The 22,778-nt window shown below is 69.3% G+C and carries 20 protein-coding genes; 14 read left to right on the top strand and 6 right to left on the bottom strand.

Going from position 1 to position 22,778, the window contains the following annotated elements; genetic code table 11:
- Positions 1-413: metal ABC transporter solute-binding protein, Zn/Mn family (locus FHD67_RS11815; RefSeq protein WP_176695112.1), on the bottom strand; the 413-nt coding region annotated here is incomplete at its 3' end.
- Positions 414-525: 112 nt separating this feature from the next.
- On the opposite strand from FHD67_RS11815, the gene FHD67_RS11820 reads away from it, so the two are divergent.
- The 4 genes from FHD67_RS11820 (at position 526) to FHD67_RS11835 (ending at position 2,999) form a co-directional block, all read left to right on the top strand.
- Positions 526-1,032 (top strand): Fur family transcriptional regulator, encoded by a 507-nt coding sequence (locus FHD67_RS11820; RefSeq protein WP_369799443.1) that lies wholly within the window; start codon positions 526-528, stop codon positions 1,030-1,032.
- Positions 1,029-1,808 (top strand): metal ABC transporter ATP-binding protein, encoded by a 780-nt coding sequence (locus FHD67_RS21190; protein ID WP_127899057.1) that lies wholly within the window; start codon positions 1,029-1,031, stop codon positions 1,806-1,808. Before FHD67_RS11820 ends, FHD67_RS21190 begins: the two co-directional genes overlap by 4 nt.
- Positions 1,809-1,814: 6 nt before the next feature.
- Positions 1,815-2,597, top strand: coding sequence for a metal ABC transporter permease (locus tag FHD67_RS11830; RefSeq protein WP_139598798.1), 783 nt, complete (start codon positions 1,815-1,817; stop codon positions 2,595-2,597).
- A gap of 198 nt (positions 2,598-2,795) precedes the next feature.
- Positions 2,796-2,999, top strand: a complete 204-nt coding sequence (locus FHD67_RS11835) for a hypothetical protein (protein ID WP_369799442.1) — start codon at positions 2,796-2,798, stop codon at positions 2,997-2,999.
- A gap of 152 nt (positions 3,000-3,151) precedes the next feature.
- On the opposite strand, the gene FHD67_RS11840 is transcribed toward FHD67_RS11835, so the two are convergent.
- From FHD67_RS11840 to FHD67_RS11850, 3 genes are all read right to left on the bottom strand, one after another.
- Positions 3,152-3,802, bottom strand: coding sequence for a YjbF family lipoprotein (locus tag FHD67_RS11840; protein ID WP_232303358.1), 651 nt, complete (start codon positions 3,800-3,802; stop codon positions 3,152-3,154).
- Between the two features lie 8 nt (positions 3,803-3,810).
- Positions 3,811-5,997, bottom strand: coding sequence for a YjbH domain-containing protein (locus FHD67_RS11845; protein ID WP_052715298.1), 2,187 nt, complete (start codon positions 5,995-5,997; stop codon positions 3,811-3,813).
- Between the two features lie 112 nt (positions 5,998-6,109).
- Positions 6,110-6,670: a COG3650 family protein gene (locus FHD67_RS11850; protein ID WP_052715297.1), complete on the bottom strand. Its 561-nt coding sequence runs from the start codon at positions 6,668-6,670 to the stop codon at positions 6,110-6,112.
- A gap of 259 nt (positions 6,671-6,929) precedes the next feature.
- Between FHD67_RS11850 and FHD67_RS11855 the strand changes: the two genes are divergently transcribed.
- Entirely contained in the window at positions 6,930-8,021 is a 1,092-nt protein-coding gene (locus FHD67_RS11855; RefSeq protein WP_218062301.1) for a sensor histidine kinase, read from the top strand.
- Here FHD67_RS11855 and FHD67_RS11860 read toward each other — a convergent pair.
- Positions 8,018-9,400 (bottom strand): L-serine ammonia-lyase, encoded by a 1,383-nt coding sequence (locus FHD67_RS11860; RefSeq protein ID WP_139598799.1) that lies wholly within the window; start codon positions 9,398-9,400, stop codon positions 8,018-8,020. The genes FHD67_RS11855 and FHD67_RS11860 overlap by 4 nt on opposite strands.
- Positions 9,401-9,641: 241 nt before the next feature.
- Here FHD67_RS11860 and dusB point away from each other — a divergent pair, with 241 nt between their 5' ends.
- From dusB to hflX, 9 genes are all read left to right on the top strand, one after another.
- Complete coding sequence (dusB, locus tag FHD67_RS11865; RefSeq protein WP_139598800.1) at positions 9,642-10,643, top strand: tRNA dihydrouridine synthase DusB; 1,002 nt, start codon at positions 9,642-9,644, stop codon at positions 10,641-10,643.
- A complete protein-coding gene (locus FHD67_RS11870; RefSeq protein WP_045982013.1) occupies positions 10,640-11,752 on the top strand; it encodes a two-component system sensor histidine kinase NtrB in 1,113 nt (370 codons plus the stop codon). The genes dusB and FHD67_RS11870 overlap by 4 nt, the downstream gene beginning before the upstream one ends.
- Positions 11,753-11,764: 12 nt before the next feature.
- Positions 11,765-13,210 (top strand): response regulator, encoded by a 1,446-nt coding sequence (locus tag FHD67_RS11875; RefSeq protein WP_139598801.1) that lies wholly within the window; start codon positions 11,765-11,767, stop codon positions 13,208-13,210.
- A gap of 73 nt (positions 13,211-13,283) precedes the next feature.
- Entirely contained in the window at positions 13,284-15,545 is a 2,262-nt protein-coding gene (locus FHD67_RS11880) for a sensor histidine kinase NtrY-like (protein WP_046001116.1), read from the top strand.
- A complete protein-coding gene (gene ntrX / locus FHD67_RS11885; RefSeq protein ID WP_045982010.1) occupies positions 15,542-16,933 on the top strand; it encodes a nitrogen assimilation response regulator NtrX in 1,392 nt (463 codons plus the stop codon). The genes FHD67_RS11880 and ntrX overlap by 4 nt, the downstream gene beginning before the upstream one ends.
- Positions 16,934-16,998: 65 nt before the next feature.
- A complete protein-coding gene (gene trkA, locus FHD67_RS11890) occupies positions 16,999-18,375 on the top strand; it encodes a Trk system potassium transporter TrkA (protein WP_045982009.1) in 1,377 nt (458 codons plus the stop codon).
- Positions 18,376-18,385: 10 nt separating this feature from the next.
- On the top strand, positions 18,386-20,017 hold the full coding sequence (locus tag FHD67_RS11895; RefSeq protein ID WP_139598802.1) for a TrkH family potassium uptake protein: 1,632 nt from the start codon (positions 18,386-18,388) through the stop codon (positions 20,015-20,017).
- A 114-nt stretch (positions 20,018-20,131) separates the two neighbouring features.
- On the top strand, positions 20,132-20,365 hold the full coding sequence (gene hfq, locus FHD67_RS11900; protein ID WP_042250201.1) for an RNA chaperone Hfq: 234 nt from the start codon (positions 20,132-20,134) through the stop codon (positions 20,363-20,365).
- The gene (gene hflX, locus FHD67_RS11905) at positions 20,366-21,757 is read left to right on the top strand and encodes a GTPase HflX (RefSeq protein ID WP_084693860.1); all 1,392 of its coding nucleotides are present in this window, start codon (positions 20,366-20,368) and stop codon (positions 21,755-21,757) included. It abuts the gene before it with no gap.
- A 92-nt stretch (positions 21,758-21,849) separates the two neighbouring features.
- Here the strand turns inward: hflX and FHD67_RS11910 are convergent, their stop codons facing one another.
- Complete coding sequence (locus FHD67_RS11910) at positions 21,850-22,761, bottom strand: carbohydrate kinase family protein (RefSeq protein WP_139598803.1); 912 nt, start codon at positions 22,759-22,761, stop codon at positions 21,850-21,852.
- Positions 22,762-22,778: the final 17 nt, after the last annotated feature.

Below are 22,778 nucleotides of genomic sequence, written 5' to 3' on the forward strand. Positions count from 1 at the left end.
TCGTGACCGGCGTGATCCGCGTGGTCGTCATGACCCGCATGGTCGCCATGGTCCGCGTCACCCTCCGACGCTGCACCGGCATAGTCGCGCAGGGCGACGCCCTCGACCTCCAGCAGGCGCAGCTGCGTGGCCCCCGACAGGGTGTCCGACGCCCGCGACAGCCAGGGCGTCAGCTCGGGTCCCATCCAGATCACCACATCGGCACCCTGCAGCGCCTGGGCGTCCGACGGGCGCATCTGGTAATGATGCGCGCTGGCCCCCTGGGGCAGCAGGACGCGCACCTCGGCCAGATCGCCCATGACCTCCTGGACCAGGGCGCCGGTGGGGACCAGGTCTGTGACGACCTGCGGGGTGGCCAGGGCAGGGGCGGCGGTCAGTGACAGGATGGCGGCAAGGGATGCAGGGCTGCGCATCGGGATCTCCTTTGCAGGGCGGGTTTGTTGCGATGGCAGGGTTCTGTGTGTTACAGGGTAACAAGTCAACCGCATTGTAATAAAGTAACGCATCGCTGCGTGAAGGACCCCCGTGCCAGACCACGACCACGACCATGTCATCGCCGCGACCTTTGCGCCGCATGACCACCGCGAATGCGCCCACCGTGCGCTGGACGAGGCTGCGGCCCGGCTGGCCGAGCAGGGCGCGCGCCTGACCCCCGTCCGCCGCCGCACGCTGGAGATCCTTCTGGAGAGCCACCGCGCGATGGGCGCCTATGAGGTGCTGGACCGCTTGGCGACCGAAGGGTTCGGCCGCCAACCCCCCGTCGCCTATCGCGCGCTGGAGTTTCTGGTCACGCATGGGCTGGCCCACCGGCTGCAGCGACTGAACGCCTTTGCGGCCTGCCTGCATCCGGGGCACGACCATCATCCGGCCTTCCTGATCTGCCGCAGTTGCGACAAGGTGGCAGAGGCCGCCGCCGCCCCGATCCGCGATGCGCTGACCGCGGTCGCGGCCCAGGGCGGGTTCCGCGTCGAACGCGCCACGATCGAGGCGCTGGGCCTCTGCGCCACCTGTGCCGCCGAAGGCGTCGCATGACCCCGCTGATCGAATCCCGCGCGCTGACGATCCACCGCCCCGGAACGACCGAACCGGTGCTGGCGCAGGTCGATTTCCGCATCCGCCCCGCCGAGATCGTGACCGTCGTCGGTCCGAACGGGTCGGGCAAGTCGTCGCTGATCCGGGCGCTGTTGGGGCACATGCCGCTGGCCTCCGGCGCGGTGACGCGGCGGCAGGGGCTGCGCATCGGCTATGTTCCGCAGCGTGTTCAGCTGGACACGGCCATTCCGATGACCGTGCGCCGGTTCCTGTCGCTGCCCGTGCGCGTATCCGACGTCCAGGCCGAGGATGCGCTGGTCCGCACCGGCGTTCCGGGCCTTGGTGCGCGGCAACTGACCCAGCTGTCGGGCGGCCAGTTCCAGCGGGTGCTGCTGGCGCGGGCCTTGCTGGCGGACCCGCATCTGCTGGTCCTGGACGAACCCACGCAGGGGCTGGATCAGCCGGGCATCGTGGCCTTCTATCAGCTGATCGAGGAGGTGCGCCGGCAGACCGGCGCGGCCGTGCTGATGGTCAGCCACGACCTGCTGGTGGTCATGCGGTCGTCGGACCGCGTGGTCTGCCTGAACGGGCATGTCTGCTGCGAGGGCACGCCCCAGCATGTCAGCACCGCCCCCGAATACCGCGCCCTGTTCGGCGCGGGGGCCGAGGGCACGCTGGCGCTGTACCAGCACCGCCACGACCACGACCACGACCTGACGCCGCATGTCCACGGGCCGGGATGCGGCCATGACCACGCCGACCGGGCGCAGGGGTGACCACCGATGCTTGACGATTTCTTCATGCGCGCCGTTCTGGCGGGGTTGGGGCTGGCCCTGGTGGCGGGACCGCTGGGCAGTTTCGTGGTCTGGCGGCGGATGGCCTATTTCGGCGATTCGACTGCCCATGCCGCCATCCTGGGCGTCGCGATGGCCCTGGCCTTCGAGGTGTCGATCTATGCCGGGACACTTGCGGTTGCGGTGGCGATGGCCTGCTTGGTGTCGGCGTTGGTGACGCGGGGGCAGGCGATGGACACGATCCTGGGCGTGCTGTCGCATTCCGCGCTGGCCGTGGGCCTGGTCGCGATCGGCTTCGTGCCTGCCGCGCGGTCCGATCTGTCCAGCTATCTGTTCGGCGACATCCTGGCGGTGGGCCGTGCCGACCTGGTTTTGATCTGGACGGGCGCGGCGCTGGTTCTGGCGGTCCTGGCCCTGCGTTGGCAACGGCTTGTGACCAGCAGCCTGAACGAGGAACTGGCCATGGCCGCGGGGATCGACCCGCGGGTCGAGCGCCTGGTCCTGTCGCTGGCGCTGGCCGTGGTGGTCGCGCTGGCGATTCGAGTGGTGGGCTCGCTCCTCATCTCGGCCATGCTGATCGTGCCGGCGGCGGCGGCCCGCACATGGGCCCGGACCCCCGAGCGGATGGCCGCCGGCGCCGCCCTGATCGCCGCCGCATCCGTCATCCTGGGGTTGTGGGCCAGTTTGCGACTCGACACGCCGGCGGGTCCCTCGATCGTGACCGCGGCGGCGATCTTTTTCGTCGTCTCACAGGCACTTCGCCGGGCATAGTGCCGAATTGTCACAGTTTTTCCGGGGGTTTGCGGGGGCCGGAACCAAGTCCCGAAACAGGTGTTGGCCAATATGCAACAGTGGTTGCAAGCCCACGGGGGAATCAATTCAATGCTGCTTTTCAACTGTTCGGGTTTGTGTAACTGTCGCCTCGATGTTGCCAGAAATGGCAGCCGTCAATCGAAACGGAGCATGATCATGACCAAATTCGCTACTTTCGCGGCCGCTCTCGGCCTGACCGCAACCTCGGCTCTGGCCGGTGGCTATGTCGCCCCCGTCGTGGAAGTCGAGCCCGTCATCGTCGAGGAGCAGCCCGCTTCCTCGAACGCTGGCCTGGTCGTCCCCGCCCTGCTGCTGCTGGGCGTCATCGCCGCAGTCGCTTCGGACGACGACGACAGCTGATATCGGATCGGATCGTTCGCACGGTCCGAGCCACAAGGGGCTGGCCTTTGGCCAGCCCCTTTTTCTTTGTCCGCAGGCCTGCCCGCCATGGCACCCGCGCATGAAAAAACCGGCCCCGCAAAGGGCCGGTCTTTCCGTTCCGGTGTTGCCTGTCAGGGACGCAGCGTCTGGATGGTCACATAGCCCATGCCCGGCCCGATCCATTGGCGCGATACGGGGATCTGCCCGTTCTGGACCAGATAGTTGTTCTGGAAGGTCGCACCGTGCCCTTCGCAGGTCTCCAGGATCACGCCGGGGTTGGGGCCGGGCGCAGTGGTGCAGGAAAACTGCAGCGGCCGTTCCAGCCCGTCGCCCGACAGATAGCGCATGACGCGCGTGCCGCTGCCGGACTGGCCTGCCCGGATCAGCGCCTCGGTCCCCGGTTCCGCCACCGACAGGTCGCGGCCCAGACCGCGCGTGCCGATCAGCATGCCGCCGCGCAGGATCACCGCCTGTTCGTCGGGAGTCATGTAGGTGCGCATGGCGCCGTTCGTCCCCGTCAGCGCCAGGACCTGCGTGCGGGCAGGGCTTTCGAAGGTCGCCTGGATCAGCGGGCCGGGATTGACGCGCAGCGCCTCGGCCGCGGCCTGCTGGGGGTTGCGGGCGGGTTGCGCCGGCTGGGCCGCCCCGCGGGCCGTGATGGCCTGGGTCGCGGTCTGGGCCAGAACCGACAGCGGGCTGGCCCCGGCCTCGTCCGCGCCGGTATTGCCGCAGGCCGACAATGCGGCCAAGGCCACCCCGGCCAGGATTGCGCGCGTCTGCATCGCTCTGCTCATCGCCAGAACCTCCCCCAGCCTTCGTAAAGATCGACGGTGTGGCTTTCGCGAACACGGTCGTACAGGCGTCCGTTGACATTGACCCGCGATCCGCCGTCGCGCGACAGCGAGCGGATGTTGGTCGACACGCGGTCGCGGCTGGCTTGGCCCGTGGCCCAGCCAAGCGGGATCGACAGGGTCACGCCCTTGTCGAAGCTGCCCTCGCCGAATTCCTCGGCCGACAGGTCGGTCTTGGTGGCATAGGCGCCGATCTGCCATCCGTTCGCGAACTCGCGCGCCAGGGTCACGGTCGCACCGACGTCCCCCGCCAGGTACTGGCCGACATCCAGCTGGGCGGTGAAGCCCTGCGTGAACTCATAGTATGCCGAGACGTGGCCGGTCGTGACCTCATAGTCGCGGAAGTCGAACAGCTGGTCGAAGTCGCGCTTGCGGACGCGGTTGATCTCGGCGCCAAAGCCCAGGGGCGAGTTGGCGGGCTTCCACAGCGCCTCGGCCGAGACGCCGCCATAGGCGCGTTCCAGCAGGCCCACGGTCACGCGGGTATAGATCGCGTCCGACGGCTTGGCGTACCAAGCCAGCGTCAGTTCCGGGATCACCGGGCTGGAATTGCCCGTGTACATCCGTGTGTCGGACCGCACCCGCGGCACGCCCTGCGGCGTGGTTTCCAGGGCGGGGTTCGATTCATACTCGTCGGGGCTGTAATATTCGCCCCGCTGGCCCGGAATGCCCGGTCCGCGCTGGCCGATGTCGCCGAAGGCGCGCTGGCGCAGGGCGCCGGTGGCGATCAGGCCGGGCATCAGCTCATAGCTGGCACGCGCCTCGGCGCCGACCTCGTGGGTCAGTCCGTCCTCGGCGCTGAAGATGCCCAGGTCCAGATAGGGCTTCACCGACCAGCGGAACCGCGGATAGAGGCCTTGGCTGGCCACCAGCCCCGGCGCGCCCGGCGCTGCATCCGACAGGGTGGATGCGGCGGCGATCTGCCCGGCCTCGGTGTTCTCCAGCCGCTCGACATCGCTGCGGCGCAGGGTCACCGACGAGGTCGGCATCCCGTCGCTGGTCGAGGTGATCACGAAGGTCTCGACCGACGGGGGCAGGGCGCGGGTCATCAGGCGCGCGGTGCGGCCCACGGCCTCGGCCTGGTTGATATAGCGCTGGTTGCGCAGGCGGACCTCGGCGCGGGTCGGCGCCAGGGCCATGCTTTCCAGCAGCATCCCCTCGTCGGCCATGCCGTCGCCCAGGGCCTTCTGGATGGCGGGCTGGGCGGTCGGGTCCTGCGACCAGCCGCCCGACCAGCCCTCGGGGTCCTGCGCGGGGGCCGGCCGCGGACGCACCGGGGCCGGCGCGCTTTCCAGGCCCGATGGATAGGTGGCGTCGCGCGGGTTCAGCGCGATGGTGAACTGGGCGCCGATCGTCTCTCCGCCGATGGTATAGAGCCCGGCCTCGTAGTTGCGGCCAAAGCGATAGTTGGCGGCAAGATTGATATTGCTGCCCGGCTCGTCGCCCTGCTGGTATTCGTTGCCGTCGCTGTAGCGGGCGCGATAGATGTCGTTGGAGTATTCCGCGACCAGGTTCAGGCGGTCGTTGACCTGCCAGCTGACCGAGGCGAAGGGCTTGGCCCCGCCGGTGAACCAGTCCTCGACATTGGGCGTCCCGCCCTCGTCGCCGACGTCGATGATGCGCGGCTTGCCCGCCAGCGTGCCCCAGCCCAGGCCGACCGATGCGCGCACCGTCGGCGTCACGTTGCGCGTTGCAACGATGTATTCACCCGAATAGACGCCGGTGCCCAGGAAGTCCTGGAGGCCGACGGCCACTGCGGGGCGCCAGCCATCCTCGTCCACGATCTGATAGCGCAGGTCCAGCGAGCGGTCCGAGATGAACCCCTCCTGCCGGTAATCGTTGATCCCGTCGACGCGACCATAGCGCAGGACCGTCGTCAGCCCCGGCAGCGCCTGGAAGAAGACGTTGCCGCGCCGGGCATAGTCGGACAGCGACAGCGTCGCGCCCAGGCTGCCGTCGGGCATCGTCTCGGCCGTGGGCGTGTCGATGCCGCCGGGCAGGCCATAGGTCGACATGTTGCGCCCCAGCATCGGGTCGGCGGTCGCGACGCCGACGCCCGACCCCACGATCAGGGCCAGGGGCAGGGTGGTGGCCATCAGCTGGCGGGTCAGTCGCGAGCGGCGCATCGGCGGCTTCCTTTCGGCGGCAGGATCAGGGCAAGCAGGGCAGGATCGTCAGGCGCAGTGGCAGGCTTTGCGGCACGGATCGACACACGAATGCGTGAGCCGTGCGCGCGCGTCAACCGGCGGCGGCCGGTGCGGCCTCGGCTGTGGCGGGTGCGGCCGGGGCGGCGGGCTGTGCACAGCCGGGCTGGGTCTGGCCGTTCACGGTCAGGCGTGCGGTCAGCGGATAGGTCTCGTCGACCATGCTGTCCTTGCATTTCGCCGCCCGCAGGTTCAGCACGAAGGGCCGCCCGCCCAGCACGCCGATGTATTCGACGCCCTGGCTGAAGACCAGGCGGTTCACCGGGATCTGGCGCCCGGCCTGGTTGTCGGGCGTGCGATAGACGGCCGTGTCGCCGCTGACCTGGACGTTCCAGGCCGGTTCGTTCCCGCCCGCGACAAAGGCGGTGGTGCGATAGGTCACCGGTTCCGCGGTAGGCACGACGCGCCCGACCGTGCCCGTCTCGATCGGCTGTTCCAGCGGAGAGACGGCGGGCGGGCGCGGGCCGGTCGGCTCCTCGGGCTGGGCTGCGGCGTCGTCCAGGCCGACCCCGCGTCGCAGGTCGGTCATCACCTGCGTGTCGCAGGCGGCCAGGGGCAGGGTCATCAGGGCAAGGATGGCAAGGCGGGGGAACATGGGGCTTTGGCCTTCTGGTTCTGGGCGGATTTGTCGCGGGATCACTGTCTGCCAAGCGTTAGCAACCGCAGCCACAGGGGGCAAGCGTCACGCCCCCGTCCCGGCATGTCGCCGCCGCATGGATCGGCCGCACCGGACGGTTCACCTTGTTGATAAATGATGAATATTGGTGCGAAACCGGCTGCATTGAGGGTTATTCGTTGAATATCATAAGGGAACCGGCATAGGTTTCGGTGATGTTCTCTCTGGTGGCACCCACATGACGGGATCGGCACAGCACGCCCGGGGCCCCGCCGCGCGGCCCGAACCGGCGCGATTTTCCTGGGACGACGGGCCGATGGCGCGTGCGACCGGAAACTTTGACTGGCAGGCCACGCCCCTGGGGCCGATCTCGGAATGGTCGGTCGCGCTGACGACCGCGGTGCGGATGATGCTGGCGCAGCGGCACGCGTCCTGCATGTTCTGGGGCCCCGAGCTGATCATGCTGTACAACGACGCCTATGCGCCCGTCCTGGGCCGCAAGGAGGCGCGGGCCCTGGGTCAGCCCTTCCAGCAGATCTGGGCGGATGTCTGGGACGACGTCAAGCCGCTGGTCGACCAGACGCTGTCAGGCCGCGGCACCTATTCCGAGGAGATGCGTCTTGTCATGACCCGCAACGGGTTCGACGAGGAGACGTTCTGGACCTTCAGCTATAGCCCGCTTTACGACGATGACGGCAGCGTGGCCGGTCTGATGAACATCACCGTGGACATGACCGCGCTGGTGCTGGCGCGCCGCAACCAGCAGGTCATGCAGGAAGAGCTGCTGCACCGGATCAAGAACATCCTGTCGGTGACCTCGACCGTGGTGTCCTCTAGCCTGCGCAACGCGACCAGCATCCAGGAGGCCCGCGACACGGTCGGCGCGCGCATCATGGCGCTGGCCAAGGCACAGGGCCTGTTCACGGGCCTGGGCGAAAGCGCCGACATCACCGAGGTGATGGCCCGATCCATTGGCGCCCATCTGGTCGGGAACGACCGCATCCGCCTGTCCGGCCCGCCCGTGCCGCTGAGCAGCCAGCAGGCAGTCGGCCTGTCGCTGGCCCTGTACGAACTGGCGACGAATGCGGCAAAATACGGCGCGCTGGCCAGCCCGCTGGGCATGGTCGACCTGACCTGGTCGGTCATGGGCGACGACTTCGCGCTGGACTGGCAGGAGACTGGCGGTCAGCTCGTGGCCGCGCCCACGCGTGAAGGGTTCGGGTCGCGCCTGGTGAACATGATCGTCCCGGCTTATTTCAACGGCGAGGGGCAGGCCGAATTCCTGCCCCAGGGCCTGCATTACACGCTGCGCGGGCAGCTGACCCCCTAGCAGTTCGGGACGTTCACGGCCAGGCCGCCAAGCGACGTTTCCTTGTACTTCTCGGACATGTCGCGGCCGGTCTGGCGCATCGTCTCGATGGCGGCATCCAGGGGCACGATGTGGCTGCCGTCGCCGCGCAGCGCCAGGCTGGCGGCCGCCACGGCCTTGATCGCGCCCAGCCCGTTCCGCTCGATGCAGGGCACCTGGACCAGGCCGCGCACCGGGTCGCAGGTCATGCCCAGGTGATGCTCCAGCGCGATCTCGGCGGCGTTCTCGACCTGCTGGGGGGTGCCGCCCAAGACGGCGGCCAGGCCCGCGGCGGCCATCGCGGCGGCCGATCCGACCTCGGCCTGGCAGCCGCATTCCGCGCCCGAGATCGAGGCGTTGTGCTTGATCAGCCCGCCCACCGCCGCCGCCGTCAGCAGGAAATCGGGCAGCAGCCGTTCGGACGCGCCCGGCACATGGTCCAGCCAATAGCGGATCACCGCGGGCACCGTGCCGGCGGCGCCGTTCGTGGGTGCGGTGACGACCTGACCACCGGCGGCGTTCTCCTCGTTCACGGCCATCGCATAGGCCGACATCCAGTCGTTGATGACATGGGGCGCGGTCATGTTCAGGCCGCGTTCCTCGACCAGCTTGGCATGGATCGCGCGCGCGCGCCGACGCACGTGCAGCCCGCCGGGCAGGACGCCGTCCGTCGACAGGCCGCGGTCCATGCAGTCGCGCATTGCGGTCCAGATGCGGTCCAGCCCCGCCAGCATGTCGGGACGGGACCGAAAGCACAGCTCGTTGGCCTCCTTCATGCGGGCGATGGACTTGCCCGAGGCCTGGGCCATCTCCAGCATCTCGGCCGCGCTGGCAAAGGGATAGGGCACGCTGGACGTGGCATCGCTGCGCACGGCGCCCGCCTTGTCGGCCAGCTCCTGGTCGGTCATCACGAAGCCGCCGCCGATCGAGTAGTAGATCTGGTGATAGATCACGTCGCCCTGCGCGTCTGTCGCCGACAGTGTCATGCCGTTGGCATGGCCGGGCAGGGTGTGGTCGTAATCGAACCGCAGGTCGCGTTCGGGGTCGAAGACCAGCGGGCCCAGCCCCTGCGGTTCCAGCAGGCGGGTCTCTCGGTTGCGGGCCAGCGCGGCCTCGGCCGCCTCCATGTCCATGCTGGCGGGGGTGAAGCCCGCAAGACCCAGGATCGTCGCGCGGTCGGTTGCGTGACCCTTGCCGGTGAACGCCAGGCTGCCATGCAGGCTGGCGCGCAGCCCATGCGCGCGGAACGGCTGCACCCGCAGGGAGTCGAGAAACCGCTGGCCGGCCACCATCGGCCCCATCGTGTGCGAGGAGGAGGGCCCCACCCCCAGCTTGAACAGATCGAACACCGACAGAAACATGGCACCCCCTTGCATTTCCGCGCCCATCCAAGCACGACGCAGGCCCCGCCGCCACCACCGTCGACGTCGCTTCCGGTTCCGGTTGCGACATCGGCCCGCTTGCAGCCTTGGCGCGCGGTCTGCTTAAGATGATTGCAACATGCCCGGTTTGCAGGCAACCGGGACGCGCCTGCGATTTGGGCAGGCCAGCCGCCCCCTGCCGTTCTTGCGGGCGGTCTGCCCCGGGGTGAAGGAACAGAACATGCGATTGCCCGACCCGATCATGCTTGGTGACACACCTCTTGGCCCGCCGGTCTTCCTGGCGCCGATGGCCGGGATCACCGATGTCCCCTGCCGCCGCGCGGTCGCGCGGTTCGGCGCGGGCCTGATGGTGTCCGAGATGGTCGCCTCGACCGAGATGGTGACGCCGCGCCCGTCGACACGCGCCGCCGTGCGCGCCAAGGCGCTGACCGAAGGGGCACTGCCCGTCAGCGTCCAGATCGCGGGCCGCGAAGCCGCGCCCATGGCCGAGACCGCGCGCATCGTGGCCGGCATGGGGGCGCGTGTCATCGACATCAACATGGGCTGCCCCGCCAAGAAGGTCACCGGCGGGCTGTCCGGCGCGGCGCTGATGCGCGACCTGGATCACGCGATGACGCTGGTCGATGCGGTCGTGGGGGCGGTCGACGTGCCCGTCACGCTGAAGATGCGGTTGGGCTGGGACGACGACTGCCTGAACGCGGCCGATCTGGCGGCGCGGGCGCGCGATGCGGGGGTCGCGATGCTGACCGTGCATGGCCGCACGCGGGCGCAGTTCTACAAGGGGCAGGCCGACTGGTCCGCGATCCGCGCGGTGGCCGACCTGCCTGCGCGCCCGCCGCTGGTGGCCAATGGCGACGTCGTCGATGCCACCAGCGCCCGTGCGGCCCTGGCGGCGTCGGGGGCGGATGCGGTGATGGTCGGTCGCGGCGCCCAGGGGCGGCCCTGGATCCTGGCGCAGATCGCGCACGACCTGTGGGGCACGCCCGCGCCCGACGTGCCGCAGGGCGCGGCGCTGGCCGATCTGGTGGCCGAGCATTACGAGGACATCCTGGACTTCTATGGCACCGATCTGGGCCTGCGCGTCGCGCGCAAGCATCTGGGCTGGTATGCCGATGCGAACGGCGCGCCGCTGCGCGACCAGATGATGCGGGCCGACACGCCCCGCGCGACGCTGGACCTGATCGCCCGTGCCTTCGGCGATGCCGCGGGGGTGGCCGCATGACGCCTCGGCCGCGCGATTTCCGTGAGGCGGCCCCCGGACCGGGCTGGGCGGCGCTGCCGCTGCCCGCGCTGATCCTGGACGCCGACGGACGCGTGGCCGCGATGAACGACGCCGCCGAGATCTGGCTGAACCTGTCGCGCAACTCGACTCTGGGCCGCGCGCTGGACGGGGACGAGATGTCGATGCGCCTGCGCCTGCAGCCCGGCCTGGGGCCGCTGCTGGCCCGCGTGCGCGCCAGCGAGGAGGCGCTGTACCAGACCAGCGTCCAGTTCGAGATCGGCGACCGGACCGGCAACCACCAGGCGCGGCGGGCGGCCGTGCATGCGGGGCCCGCGGACGGGGCAGGCGGGTCGGTGTCGCTGCTGATCGTGCCGCAGGACGATGATGGCGCGCACCAGGCCCGCCATGTCCGCAGCGCCGCCCGCAGCGCCATCGGCATGGCCGAGATGCTGGCCCACGAGATCAAGAACCCCCTGGCGGGCATCCGCGGCGCGGCCCAGCTGATGGCCATGAACGCCACCCCCGAGGACCGCGAGATGGCCGAGATGATCGTCGCGGAATCGCGCCGTATCGTGGCGCTTCTGGACCAGGTCGAACGGTTCGGCGACACCTCGGCCCCGCGCCTGTCGGCGCTGAACGTGCACGACGTGCTGGAACAGGTGCGCCGGTCGGCCAAGGCGGGCTTTGCGCGCGACGTGCAGATCGTGACCGATTACGACCCCTCGCTGCCTGCGGCGCTGGCGGATGCGGACCAGCTGGTGCAGGTCTGCCTGAACCTGGTCAAGAACGCGTCCGAGGCGCTGGACGGCAAGGCCGGCGGCGCGATCCGCCTGCGCACCCATTACGACCACACGCTGCGCCGCCCCCCCGACGAGACCGATCCCACGGGCCGCCCGCTGCCCCTGCAGATCGAGATCGAGGACAACGGCCCCGGTTTCCCCCCGGCCATCGCCGATCAGGTGTTCGAGCCCTTCGTCTCGGGCCGCGAGAACGGCACCGGGCTGGGCCTGGCGCTGGTCAGCAAGATCATCACCGACCACGGCGCGCTGATCCGGGTGGACAGCCGCCCCGGTCGCACCGTGTTCCGCATCTCCCTGCCCAAGGCATAAGGACCTGAACCCATGGACGGCACCGTTCTGATTGCTGACGACGATCGCACCATCCGCACGGTGCTGACGCAGGCGCTGACCCGCGCTGGATGCCGCGTCCACGCCACGGGCAGCCTGGCACAGCTGCTGAAATGGGTCGAGGAGGGGCGCGGCGACCTGGTCATCACCGACGTGATGATGCCCGACGGCAACGGCATCGACCGCATCCCCGCCATCCGCGAGGCGCGGCCCGACCTGCCGGTGATCGTGATCTCGGCCCAGAACACCATCGTCACCGCGATCCGCGCGACCGAGGCCGAGGCGTTCGAATACCTGCCCAAGCCCTTCGATCTGCCGGACCTGATGTCCAAGGCGAACCAGGCCCTGTCGCGCCGCCCGCGCAAGTCCGACCCGATCCCCGAACCGCTGCCCGCCCCGCGCGAGGCGGCGGACCCGGCCATGCCGCTGATCGGCCATGCGCCGTCGATGCAGGCGCTGTTCCGCATGGTCGCGCGGGTGCTGAACGCCGACCTGCCGGTGATCATCGCCGGAGAGGCGGGGGTGGGCAAGACCACCATCGCGCGCAGCTTTCACGAGCTGTCGGACCGGTGCGACCGGGGGCTTGCGGTCCTGACCTCGTCCGACGCGACCGAGGAGGCGATCGCGCGCGCCGCCGACAAGGCCCGCGGCGGCACGATCATCATCGAGAACCCGGCCGGGTTCGACACAGGCGCGCAGGCCCGCCTGATCGGCCTGATCGAGACGATGGAGGCCGGCCCCGACCGCGCCCATGCGCCCCGCATCGTGGCGACCACCGGGTCCGATCCGCAGGCCGACGTGGCGGCCGGGCGGTTGCGGTCGGACCTGTATTACCGCCTGGCGGGCGTCACCGTCAGCGTGCCGCCCCTGCGCGCGCGGGTGGACGACATCCTGCCGCTGGCGGCGCATCTGCTGGCCCGTGCCGCCGCGCAGGGCCTGCCGGAGCGGATGCTGTCGGACGATGCGGCCGCCATGCTGCGCGCCCATCCGTTTCCGGGCAACGTCCGCGAGCTGGAGAACATGATGCGCCGGCTGGCCCTGACCGCCAGCGGCCCCGCCATCAGCACCGCCGAGATGCGCGAGGCGCTGTCCCAGCAGTCGGGGCACCGCACCCCCGCAGCGGCGCCGGTATCGGCCCTGACGCCCGCGCCCGAACCCGCGGGCGTCGTCAGCCTGCCCCAGGTCGGATCGCGCCTGTCGGATTCGGTCGAGGCGCATCTGCAGCGCTATTTCGACCTGCATGGCGACGCGCTGCCGCCGCCGGGCCTTTATGACCGCATCCTGCGCGAGGTGGAACGCCCGCTGCTGCAGGTGGCGCTGGATGCGACCGGGGGAAATCAGCTGCGTTGTGCCGATCTGCTGGGGATCAACCGCAATACGTTGCGCAAGAAACTGACCGAGCTGAATATCGAGGTGACACGGAGGCGCAAACTGATGTAAAACCGCCACAGGGACCAGCGCGAAGGACACGCGCGCCCGCAGCAAAAGCCGCGAAAGACGGCAAGTGGGGGATATGGCAGGTTTGGCATCGGGGCTCAGCTGGGACAGGCTGGCCCGTATCCGATTGCCCCGACCGTGGCGCGGGGCGCTGACCTGGGGCATCGTGCTGTCGGGCGTGGCGCTGGCCGTTGCCACGCTGGCGGTGATGGGGCCGTTCGGGCGGGGCATGCAGGGCGCGACCCTGCGGGTGGTCCTGCTGGCGGACCTGGCCTTTCTGATCGTGCTGATCGGGTTCATCGTCGCGCGCATGGCGCGGCTGATCTCGGCCCGGCGCAGCACGGCGCCCGCATCGCGCCTGCATGCACGGCTGGTCGCGATCTTTGGCGGGCTGGCGCTGGTGCCCACGGTGCTGGTCGCGCTGTTCGCGGGATTTCTGGTCAACATCGGGCTGGAGGGCTGGTTCTCCGACCGCGTGCAGCAGGTCGTGACCACGTCCCAGGCCGCGGCCGAGGCCTATCACGCGGAACATCGCGGCGATCTGACCGAGGATGCGCGCGCGCTGGCCAGCATCCTGACCCGTGCGGGGCGCGCCAATCCCTTGATCGAGGACGGAGAGATGCGCGAGCTGCTGGTGCAGGGCCAGGGCCTGATCCAGCGTGGCCTGCGCGAAGCCTATATCATTAACGGCGCCGGAGAGATCCGCGCCCGGGGCGAGCGGAGCTATCTGTTCTGGTACGAGGCGCCGGGTGCCGACCAGCTGGACCGCGCGCAGGCCGACGGCATCGCCCTGATCGAGGATTGGGCGAATGACGAGTTCCGGGCGCTTGTCGCGCTGCCGCCGCTGGCCGACCGATACCTGTACGTGACACGCGACGTGGATGGCGACCTGTTGGGGCTGGTGGACGACACGCGGGCGACCGCGGGCGATTACCGCCAGCTGGAGGCGATGCGCAGCCAGGTCCTGCTGGAGTTTTCGCTGGTCTATCTGGGGTTTGCGCTGCTGCTGGTGGCGGCGGCGATCTGGCTGGGGCTGTGGTTCGCGTCCCGCCTGTCGCGGCCCATCGGTCTTCTGGCGCAGGCGACCGACCGCGTGGGGCGCGGCGATCTGGACGTGCAGGTTCCCGAGGTCCGCACCGGGGACGAGATCCAGACCCTGGGCCAGGCCTTCAACCGCATGACCCGCCAGCTGAAGACGCAGCGCGAGGAGCTGGTCGAGAGCTATCGCCTGTCCGATGACCAGCGGCGGCTGTTCGACAACGTGCTGACCTCGGTCACGTCGGGGGTCATCGGGCTGGACGCGGCCGGAGAGATCGACTTCGTCAACCGCTCGGCCAGCCGGCTTCTGGGGCTGGATGCGAAACGCGATATCGACGCCCTGCTGTCCGAGGTGGTGCCGGAATTCGCGCCGCTGTTCGCGCGCCTGTCCGCCTCGGTCGCCGAGACGATCCAGGACGAGGTCCGCCTGATGCGCGAGGGCCGGGTGGAAAGCCTCTTGGTCCGCATGGCCGTGCGCCGGGGCGCGGACGGCGCGCTGGAGGGATACGTGGTGGCCTTCGACGACGTGACCGAACTGGTCAGCGCGCAGCGGATGGCCGCCTGGGGCGACGTCGCCCGCCGCGTGGCCCATGAGATCAAGAACCCGCTGACGCCCATCCAGCTGTCCGCCGAACGCCTGCGCCGCAAGTTCGGCCCGCTGGCGGCCGAGGGCGACCGCGCCGCGCTGGATCAGTACACCGAGGTGATCATCCGCCAGACGAACGACCTGCGCCGGATCGTGGACGAGTTCAGCCGCTTTGCCCGGATGCCCGAACCCGACCGGGCCGAGACCGACCTGGCCGCGCTGCTGCGCCAGGTGCTGCTGTTGCAGCAGGATGCCCTGCACGCGACCATCGTCCGCGACATTCCGGAGGAGCCGGTGATCGTCGACTGCGACGCGGGGATGATGCGCCAGGCGCTGACCAACCTGCTGAAGAACGCCGGAGAGGCCATCGACGAACAGGCCGCGACGGCGATCCCCGGCTGGACGCCGAAGATCGCCGTCGCGCTGGAGGTGCAGCCCGAATCCGTCTGCATCCGCATAACCGATACCGGGCCGGGCCTGCCCGCCGACCGGTCGCGGCTGTTCGAACCCTATGTGACGCTGAAAAGCCACGGCACCGGGCTGGGCCTGCCCATCGTCAAGAAGATCGTCGAGGAACATGGCGGCAGCCTGTCCCTGACCGATGCGCCCGATCCGCCGGGTGCCATGGCCGAGATCCGGCTGCCCCGCGAACGCCATCCCGTGCGGGGGCCCAAGACCAAGAGCAGACAAGAAAAAGACGAGGCGACACCATGAACGACATCCTGATCGTCGATGATGAACGCGACATCCGCGAACTGATCGCCGACATCCTGCGCGACGAAGGCTTTGACACCCGCATGGCCGCGAATTCGGACGAGGCCGTGGCGGCCCTGAACGACCGCGAGCCGTCGCTGATGATCCTGGACATCTGGCTGAAGGACAGCCGCATGGACGGGATCGACATCCTGAAACAGGTCAAGCGCAACAATCCCGACGTGCCGGTGATCATCATCTCGGGGCATGGCAACATCGAGATCGCGGTCGCCGCGATCAAGCAGGGGGCGTACGATTTCATCGAGAAGCCCTTCAACATCGACCAGCTGATGGTCGTCATCAACCGTGCGATGGAGACCGCCCGCCTGCGCCGCGAGAACAGCAGCCTGCGGCGCGGCGGCGACCGCGTGGCCGACATGCTGGGCCAGTCCGCGGCCTTCAAGCGGCTGCGCGATGCGCTGGACAAGGTGGCGCGGTCCAACGGCCGGGTGATGCTGGCGGGCGAGCCGGGCACCGGCAAGGAGAGCGCCGCACGCTATATCCACGCGCACAGCCCGCGCGCGTCGGCGCCCTTCGTCACCGTCCCCTGTGCCACGATCGAGCCCGAGCGCATGGAGGAGGTGCTGTTCGGCCGCGAATCCCCCGAACGCGGGATCGAGCCGGGCCTCTTGGAGCAGGCGCATGGCGGCATCATCTATTTCGACGAGGTGGGCGACATGCCCATGGGCACCCAGCCCAAGATCCTGCGCGTGCTGACCGAACAGCAGTTCGTGCGCGCGGGCGGCGCGGACAAGGTGCGGGTCGACCTGCGGGTGCTGTCGTCGACGAACCGCGACCTGGTGGCGGAGATCGCCGCCGGCCGGTTCCGGCAGGAGCTGTTCGACCGGCTGAACGTGGTGCCCATCGCGGTGCCGTCGCTGGCCGACCGGCGCGACGATATCGCGGCCCTGGCGCGCCATTTCATCGAGCAGTTCCACAAGAACCAGGGCCTGACGCCGCGCGATCTGCCCGAGGAGACCGTGGCGGCGCTGCAGTCGATGCGCTGGCCCGGCAACATCCGCCAGCTGCGCAACGTGATCGAACGCGTGCTGATCCTGGCGGAAAGCCACGGGCCGATCCTGCCGTCCGAGCTGGAGCCCCAGGGGGCGACGCCGGACAACAGCGACACGCTGAGCCTGGGGCCATCGGTCACCGCGATGGCGCTGCGCGAGGCGCGCGAGCTGTTCGAGCGCGAATACCTGGTCGCCCAGATCAACCGGTTCGGCGGCAACATCAGCCGCACCGCGCAGTTCGTCGGCATGGAGCGCAGCGCGCTGCACCGCAAGCTGAAGTCGCTTGGGGTAGTCGGCGGGATGCGCGGCGAGGACGAGTTGATGATGGGCAAATAGCCTGCCGCTTGCGCGGACCGCGCGCCCGGCTTAGGCAAGGGGGCGCGGGACAGGAAGGGTGACGCATGAAGATCATCATCTGCGGGGCAGGGCAGGTCGGCTGGCAGATCGCGCGCCACCTGTCGGGCGAGCGCAACGATGTCACCGTCATCGACAACAATCCCGACCTGGTGCGCCGGGCCACGGAATCGCTAGACGTGCAGGGGGTGACGGGTTTTGCCAGCCATCCCGACATCCTGGACAGCGCCGGCGCGCGCGACGCCGACCTGATCATCGCCGCGACCCATTCGGACGAGGTGAACATGGTCACCTGCCAGGTCGCGCATTCGATCTTCCAGGTGCCGCGCAAGATCGCCCGCCTGCGGTCGGGCGCCTATCTGGACGCGATCTATTCCGATCTGTACCGCACCGAGCACCTGCCCATCGACGTGGTCATCAGTCCCGAACGCGAGGTCGCGCTGGCTGCCCTGCAGCGCCTGTCGGCGCCGTCGACCTTCGACGTCGAGACGTTCATGGATGGCAAGATCCAGCTGCTGGGGATCGACCTGGAACCGGACTGTCCGGCGCTGAACACGCCGCTGCGCCAGCTGACCGAGCTGTTCTCCAGCCTGCGTGCCATCGTGGCGGGGGTGCGCCGCAAGGGGCGGCTGTTCGCGCCCGAACCGGGCGATCAGCTGTTCGCCGAAGACCAGATCTATGTCTTTTGTCACATCGACGACGTGGCGCGCACGCTGGACATCTTTGGCAAGCCCGCCCGCAAGCAGGAGCGCGTGACCATCATCGGGGCGGGCAACGTGGGTCTGGCCGTGGCGCAGGCGCTGGAGGCGCGGCCGGACCGCATCCGCGCCAAGCTGATCGAACGCGACCGAGGGCGTGCCGAATTCGCGGCCGACCGTCTGGAACGGACCATCGTGCTGAACGGCGACGGCCTGTCGGCCGAGATCTTGGACGAGGCAGCCGTCCCCCAGGCCGATGCCGTCCTGGCGGTCACCGACGACGACAAGACCAACATCCTGGCCTCGGTGCGCGCCAAGCAGGCGGGGGCGAAAATGGCCATCGCACTGATCAACGACCCCACGCTGGTGCCGCTGATGGGGGCGCTGGACATCGACGCCTATATCAACCCGCGATCGACGACCGTGTCCACGATCCTGCGCCACATCCGCCACGGGCGCGTGCGCGACATCTATTCCGTCGGCGATGCCGAGGCCGAGGTGATGGAGGCGCAGGTCCTGTCCACCAGCCCCATGGCGGGCCGCGCGATCCGCGACATCGACTTCCCCGAAGGCGCGCTGCTGGGCGCGGTCCGCAAGGGCGATCGGGTGGTCAAGCCGCTGGCCGACACCCGCATCGACGAGGGCGACATCGTGCTGATCTTTGCCCTGACCAAGGACGTCCCCGAAGTCGAGCGCCTGTTGCAGGTCTCGATCGACTTCTTCTAAGGGGCGGGGGATGACGGGCTTTCTTTTGCGGATGCCGCTGCTGGTGCTGCTGGTCGGGCTGGCGGCGGTGCTGATGCTGGCGCCCGCGGGCTTTGCCTCGGTCACGGGATATGCCGCCATCGCGCGCAACTTCTTCTATGCGGCGCTGCTGACGCTGACATTCTGCGGGCTGATCGGGCTTGCGGCGCAGGCCAACCCCCGCGGCCAGACCGCGCGAGAGATGCTGCTGCTGATGCTGGGGGTCTATGGGCTGCTGCCGCTGCTGCTGGCCGTGCCCTTTGCGGAAAGCCAGCCCGACACGGGGTTCTTCAACGCCTGGTGGGAGATGGTGTCGTCGCTGACCACCACCGGGGCGTCGCTCTATTCGGCCGACCTGCTGCCGCTGCCGCTGCATCTGTGGCGGTCGATGGTGGGCTGGATGGGGGGCTTTTTCGTGCTGGTGGCGGCGGTCGCGATCCTGGCGCCGCTGCGCGTCGGCGGGTTCGAGATCATGTCGAACCCCTATGGCCGCGAGGAATACCGCGAGCACCTGCCGCCGTCGGACCAGCCGCGCCGCCCGGTCCTGCACCTGTCCGATCCCAGCTTCGACACGCAGCTGGCCGATCCTGCCAGCCGGCTGGGCCGCGCCGCCCTGCAGGTGGGCCCGCTCTATCTGAGCTTCACCCTGGTGCTGTGGGTGGGGCTGCTGATGCTGGGCGATCCGTCCTTCGTGGCGCTGACGCGGGCGATGGGGACGCTGTCGACGTCGGGCATCTCTCCGGTGATCGGGCCGTCGGGTGAGGCTTCGGGCATTCCCGGAGAGATGCTGGTCTTTATCTTCCTGATCCCCGCCCTGTCACGGCGCTTCTGGCCCGGGGGCGCGGAACTGCGCGCGACCGAGCGGCTGATCGAGGACCCCGAACTGCGCATGGCGCTGGGCCTGGTCCTGGGGGTGGGCGTGATGCTGTTCCTGCGCCATTTCCTGGGCGCGATCGAGGTGGACCGCTCGGCGCCCCCCGATCCGACCGGCATGGCCGAGGTCGGGCGCGCCCTGTCGGCCATGTGGGGCAGCATGTTCAGCGCGCTGAGCTATCTGACCACGACCGGCTGGACCTCTGTCGCCTGGGCGGGGGCGCGGTCCTGGTCGGGGCTGGACGCGCCGGGACTGGTCCTGGCGGGGCTGGCACTAATGGGGGGCGGGATCGCCACGACCGCGGGGGGCGTCAAGCTGCTGCGCGTCTATGCGCTGGCCACCCACGGCCAGCGCGAGATGGAGCGGATCATCCACCCCCATTCCGTGTCCGGCGGCGGGCGAATCGCCCGCAGGTTGCGTCGCGAAGGCGCCTATCTGGCCTTCATCTTCTTCATGCTGTTCGCGATTTCGATCGCGCTGGTGGTCAGTTTGGTGTCCATCCACGCCATCGAGTTCGAGACCGCGACCATCCTGTCCATCGCCGCGCTGACCAATGCCGGCCCGCTGGCCAGCGCCATTCCCCTGACGCCCGCCTTTGAAGGCACTGCCGGCATCGCCTCCGCGCCGTGGGAGGGTTGGTCGGGCCTGCCCGATTTCACCAAGGCGGTGCTGGCCTGCGCGATGGTGCTGGGCCGGATCGAGACGCTGGCGGTGCTGGCGCTGTTCTCTCCGGAGTTCTGGCGCCGCTAGGTGTGGCCCAAATGTTGCCTTCGCGTTTTCGCGAAATCCGCCATGCTTGCATGGGGTGGGGCATCGGCTTAGATGTTGAACGGACAGGGACAGTGAAAAACGGACGATAAACAAATGGCTGGCGACAAGCAGAACCTGCAGGATGCGTTCCTGAACCATGTCCGCAAGGCCAAGGTGCCCGTCACCATCTTTTTGATCAACGGTGTCAAGCTGCAAGGCGTCATCACCTGGTTCGACAACTTCTGCGTCCTGCTGCGCCGCGACGGACAGTCGCAACTGGTCTACAAGCATGCGATCAGCACGATCATGCCGGGCCAGCCCATTACCCTGTACGAAGGCGAGGATTGATTGGCCGAACTGACGGAAACCGCAGCCAAGCCGACACGCGCCTATGTGATCCACCCCGATCTGGGCCGCGCCCGCACCCAACGGCGCGAGCCCGAGCATGCGTTGGCCGAGGCCGTGTCGCTGGCCCTGGCCCTGCCGGGCATCGAGATGGTCGGATCCGAGGTCGCCAACCTGCGCGAGCCCAATGCGGGCAAGCTGTTCGGCAAGGGCAAGCTGGCCGAGATCAAGGAGCGCCTTGAGGCGCTTGAAGTCGAACTGGTGCTGATCGACGGGCCGGTGACCCCGGTCCAGCAGCGCAACCTGGAGAAGGACTGGGGCGTCAAGCTTCTGGACCGGACCGGGCTGATCCTGGAGATCTTTGCTGACCGCGCCCGCACCCGCGAGGGCGTGCTGCAGGTCGAGCTGGCGGCGCTGTCCTATCAGCGCACGCGGCTGGTTCGTGCCTGGACCCACCTGGAGCGTCAGCGCGGCGGGTTGGGCTTCGTGGGCGGTCCCGGCGAGACGCAGATCGAAGCCGACCGTCGCGCCATCGACGACCAGATGACGCGCCTGCGCCGGCAGCTGGACCGCGTGGTCAAGACCCGCAGCCTGCACCGCGCATCGCGTGCGAAGGTGCCCTATCCGATCGTCGCGCTGGTGGGATACACCAACGCCGGGAAATCGACGCTGTTCAACCGGCTGACCGGGGCGGACGTGTTCGTCAAGGACATGCTGTTCGCGACGCTGGACCCGACCATGCGGGCGATCCGCCTGCCTGACGCGCAGGGCGCGAATTCGGGGCGCAAGGTGATCCTATCGGACACGGTGGGCTTCATCAGCGATCTGCCGACCGAGCTGGTCGCGGCCTTCCGCGCCACGCTGGAGGAGGTGCTGGAGGCCGACCTGATCCTGCATGTGCGCGACATCAGCCACCCCGAGACCGAGGAGCAGGCCCACGACGTGGCCGCGATCCTGGACAGCCTGGGCGTGGACGAGGATGTGGCCGCGATCGAGGTCTGGAACAAGATCGACGCCCTGGGCGACGACACCCGGGCGGCCTTGCGTCGCACCGATGCCCGCACCGAGGGCGTGCAGGCGGTCAGTGCCCTGTCGGGCGAGGGGCTGGACGACCTGATCGCCGCCATCGACCGTCAGCTGGGCGAGGTTCTGGACGAGCCGCGCGTGGAGGGGCAGGTCGTGCTGGATTTTGCCGATGGGCGCAGCCGTGCCTGGCTGCACGAGGCCGGCGTGGTCGAGCGTGAGGAGGCAGGCGAGGACGGGCTGCATCTGGATCTGCGCTGGACCGCGCGGCAGAAGGGCGCGTTCGAGGCGTTCACCGGCTCGGCCACCGAGGCCGACGAGGATGACGAACCCGAAGAGCCGCGCAGCGGCGGGTGGCACCCGGCGGACTGAGCCCGTTGCGTCCCGCGACGGAAGGGCGGGGGGCCAGCCCCCCGCACCCCCCGCCGGGATCGGGCTGCGCCCCTCCCGGACCCTCCCCCAGATCAGGCAGGCATTTCGTGTGACCAGGGCGGGTTGGCACCGGGGCGCGAGACGGTGACGGCGGCGGCCTGCGCGCCGAGCGTCAGCGCCGCGTGGATCTGGGCGGGGGTGATCGCCGCGATGGCGTCCTTGGTCAGCAGGCCCTGGCGGTCCAGCGAGGCCAGCACGCCCGCATTGAACGTATCGCCCGCGCCGATCGTGTCGGCCACGGTGGCGCGTACGGCGGGGGCGTGGACTGTCTCTCCGGCCCAGATCGCCTTGGCGCCGGCCTCTCCTCCGGTCTGCAGGACCAGCTTGGGGCCGGTGGCCAGTACCGCGCGGGCGGCGTCTTCGGGCGCCAGGTCGGGGTGCAGCCATTCCAGGTCATCGGCCGACAGCTTGACGATGTCGGCCATGGGCATCAGCCGCGCCAGTCGCGCACGATAGGCGCCCGCATCGGTGATGAAGAACGGCCGGATGTTGGGATCGATCATCACCGGCAGGCGGTCGTGATGCTGCGCGATCAGCGCCTCGATGGTGCCGCCGCAGGGGTCGGGCACCAGGCTGATGCCGCCGGCGAAGAGCGCGGTCACTGTCTCGGGCAGCGGCCCGATATCCTCGGGCAGCAGCATTCGCCCGGCGGAGCCCTCGTCGTAGAAGGAATAGCGCGCCTCGCCGTTCGTCAGCGTCACCAGCGCCAGCGTGGTCAGCCGGTCGGTGCGGGGGCACAGGTCGGTGTTCACCCCGGCCTCGGCCAGCGGCCGCAGGATCTGGTCGCCGAAGGGGTCGCGGCTGATCGGCCACAGATAGCCCGTGTCCTGGCCAAGCCGCCCAAGCGCGATGGCGGTGTTGTAGACCGCGCCGCCGGCCAGCGGGCGGAAGGTGCCGTCGGACGGCACCATGTCGATCAGCGATTCGCCTGCGCACAGGATCATGGTCGGTCCCCCTTGGT

Source organism: Paracoccus haeundaensis (genome assembly GCF_006239215.1).
GTDB lineage: Bacteria > Pseudomonadota > Alphaproteobacteria > Rhodobacterales > Rhodobacteraceae > Paracoccus > Paracoccus marcusii.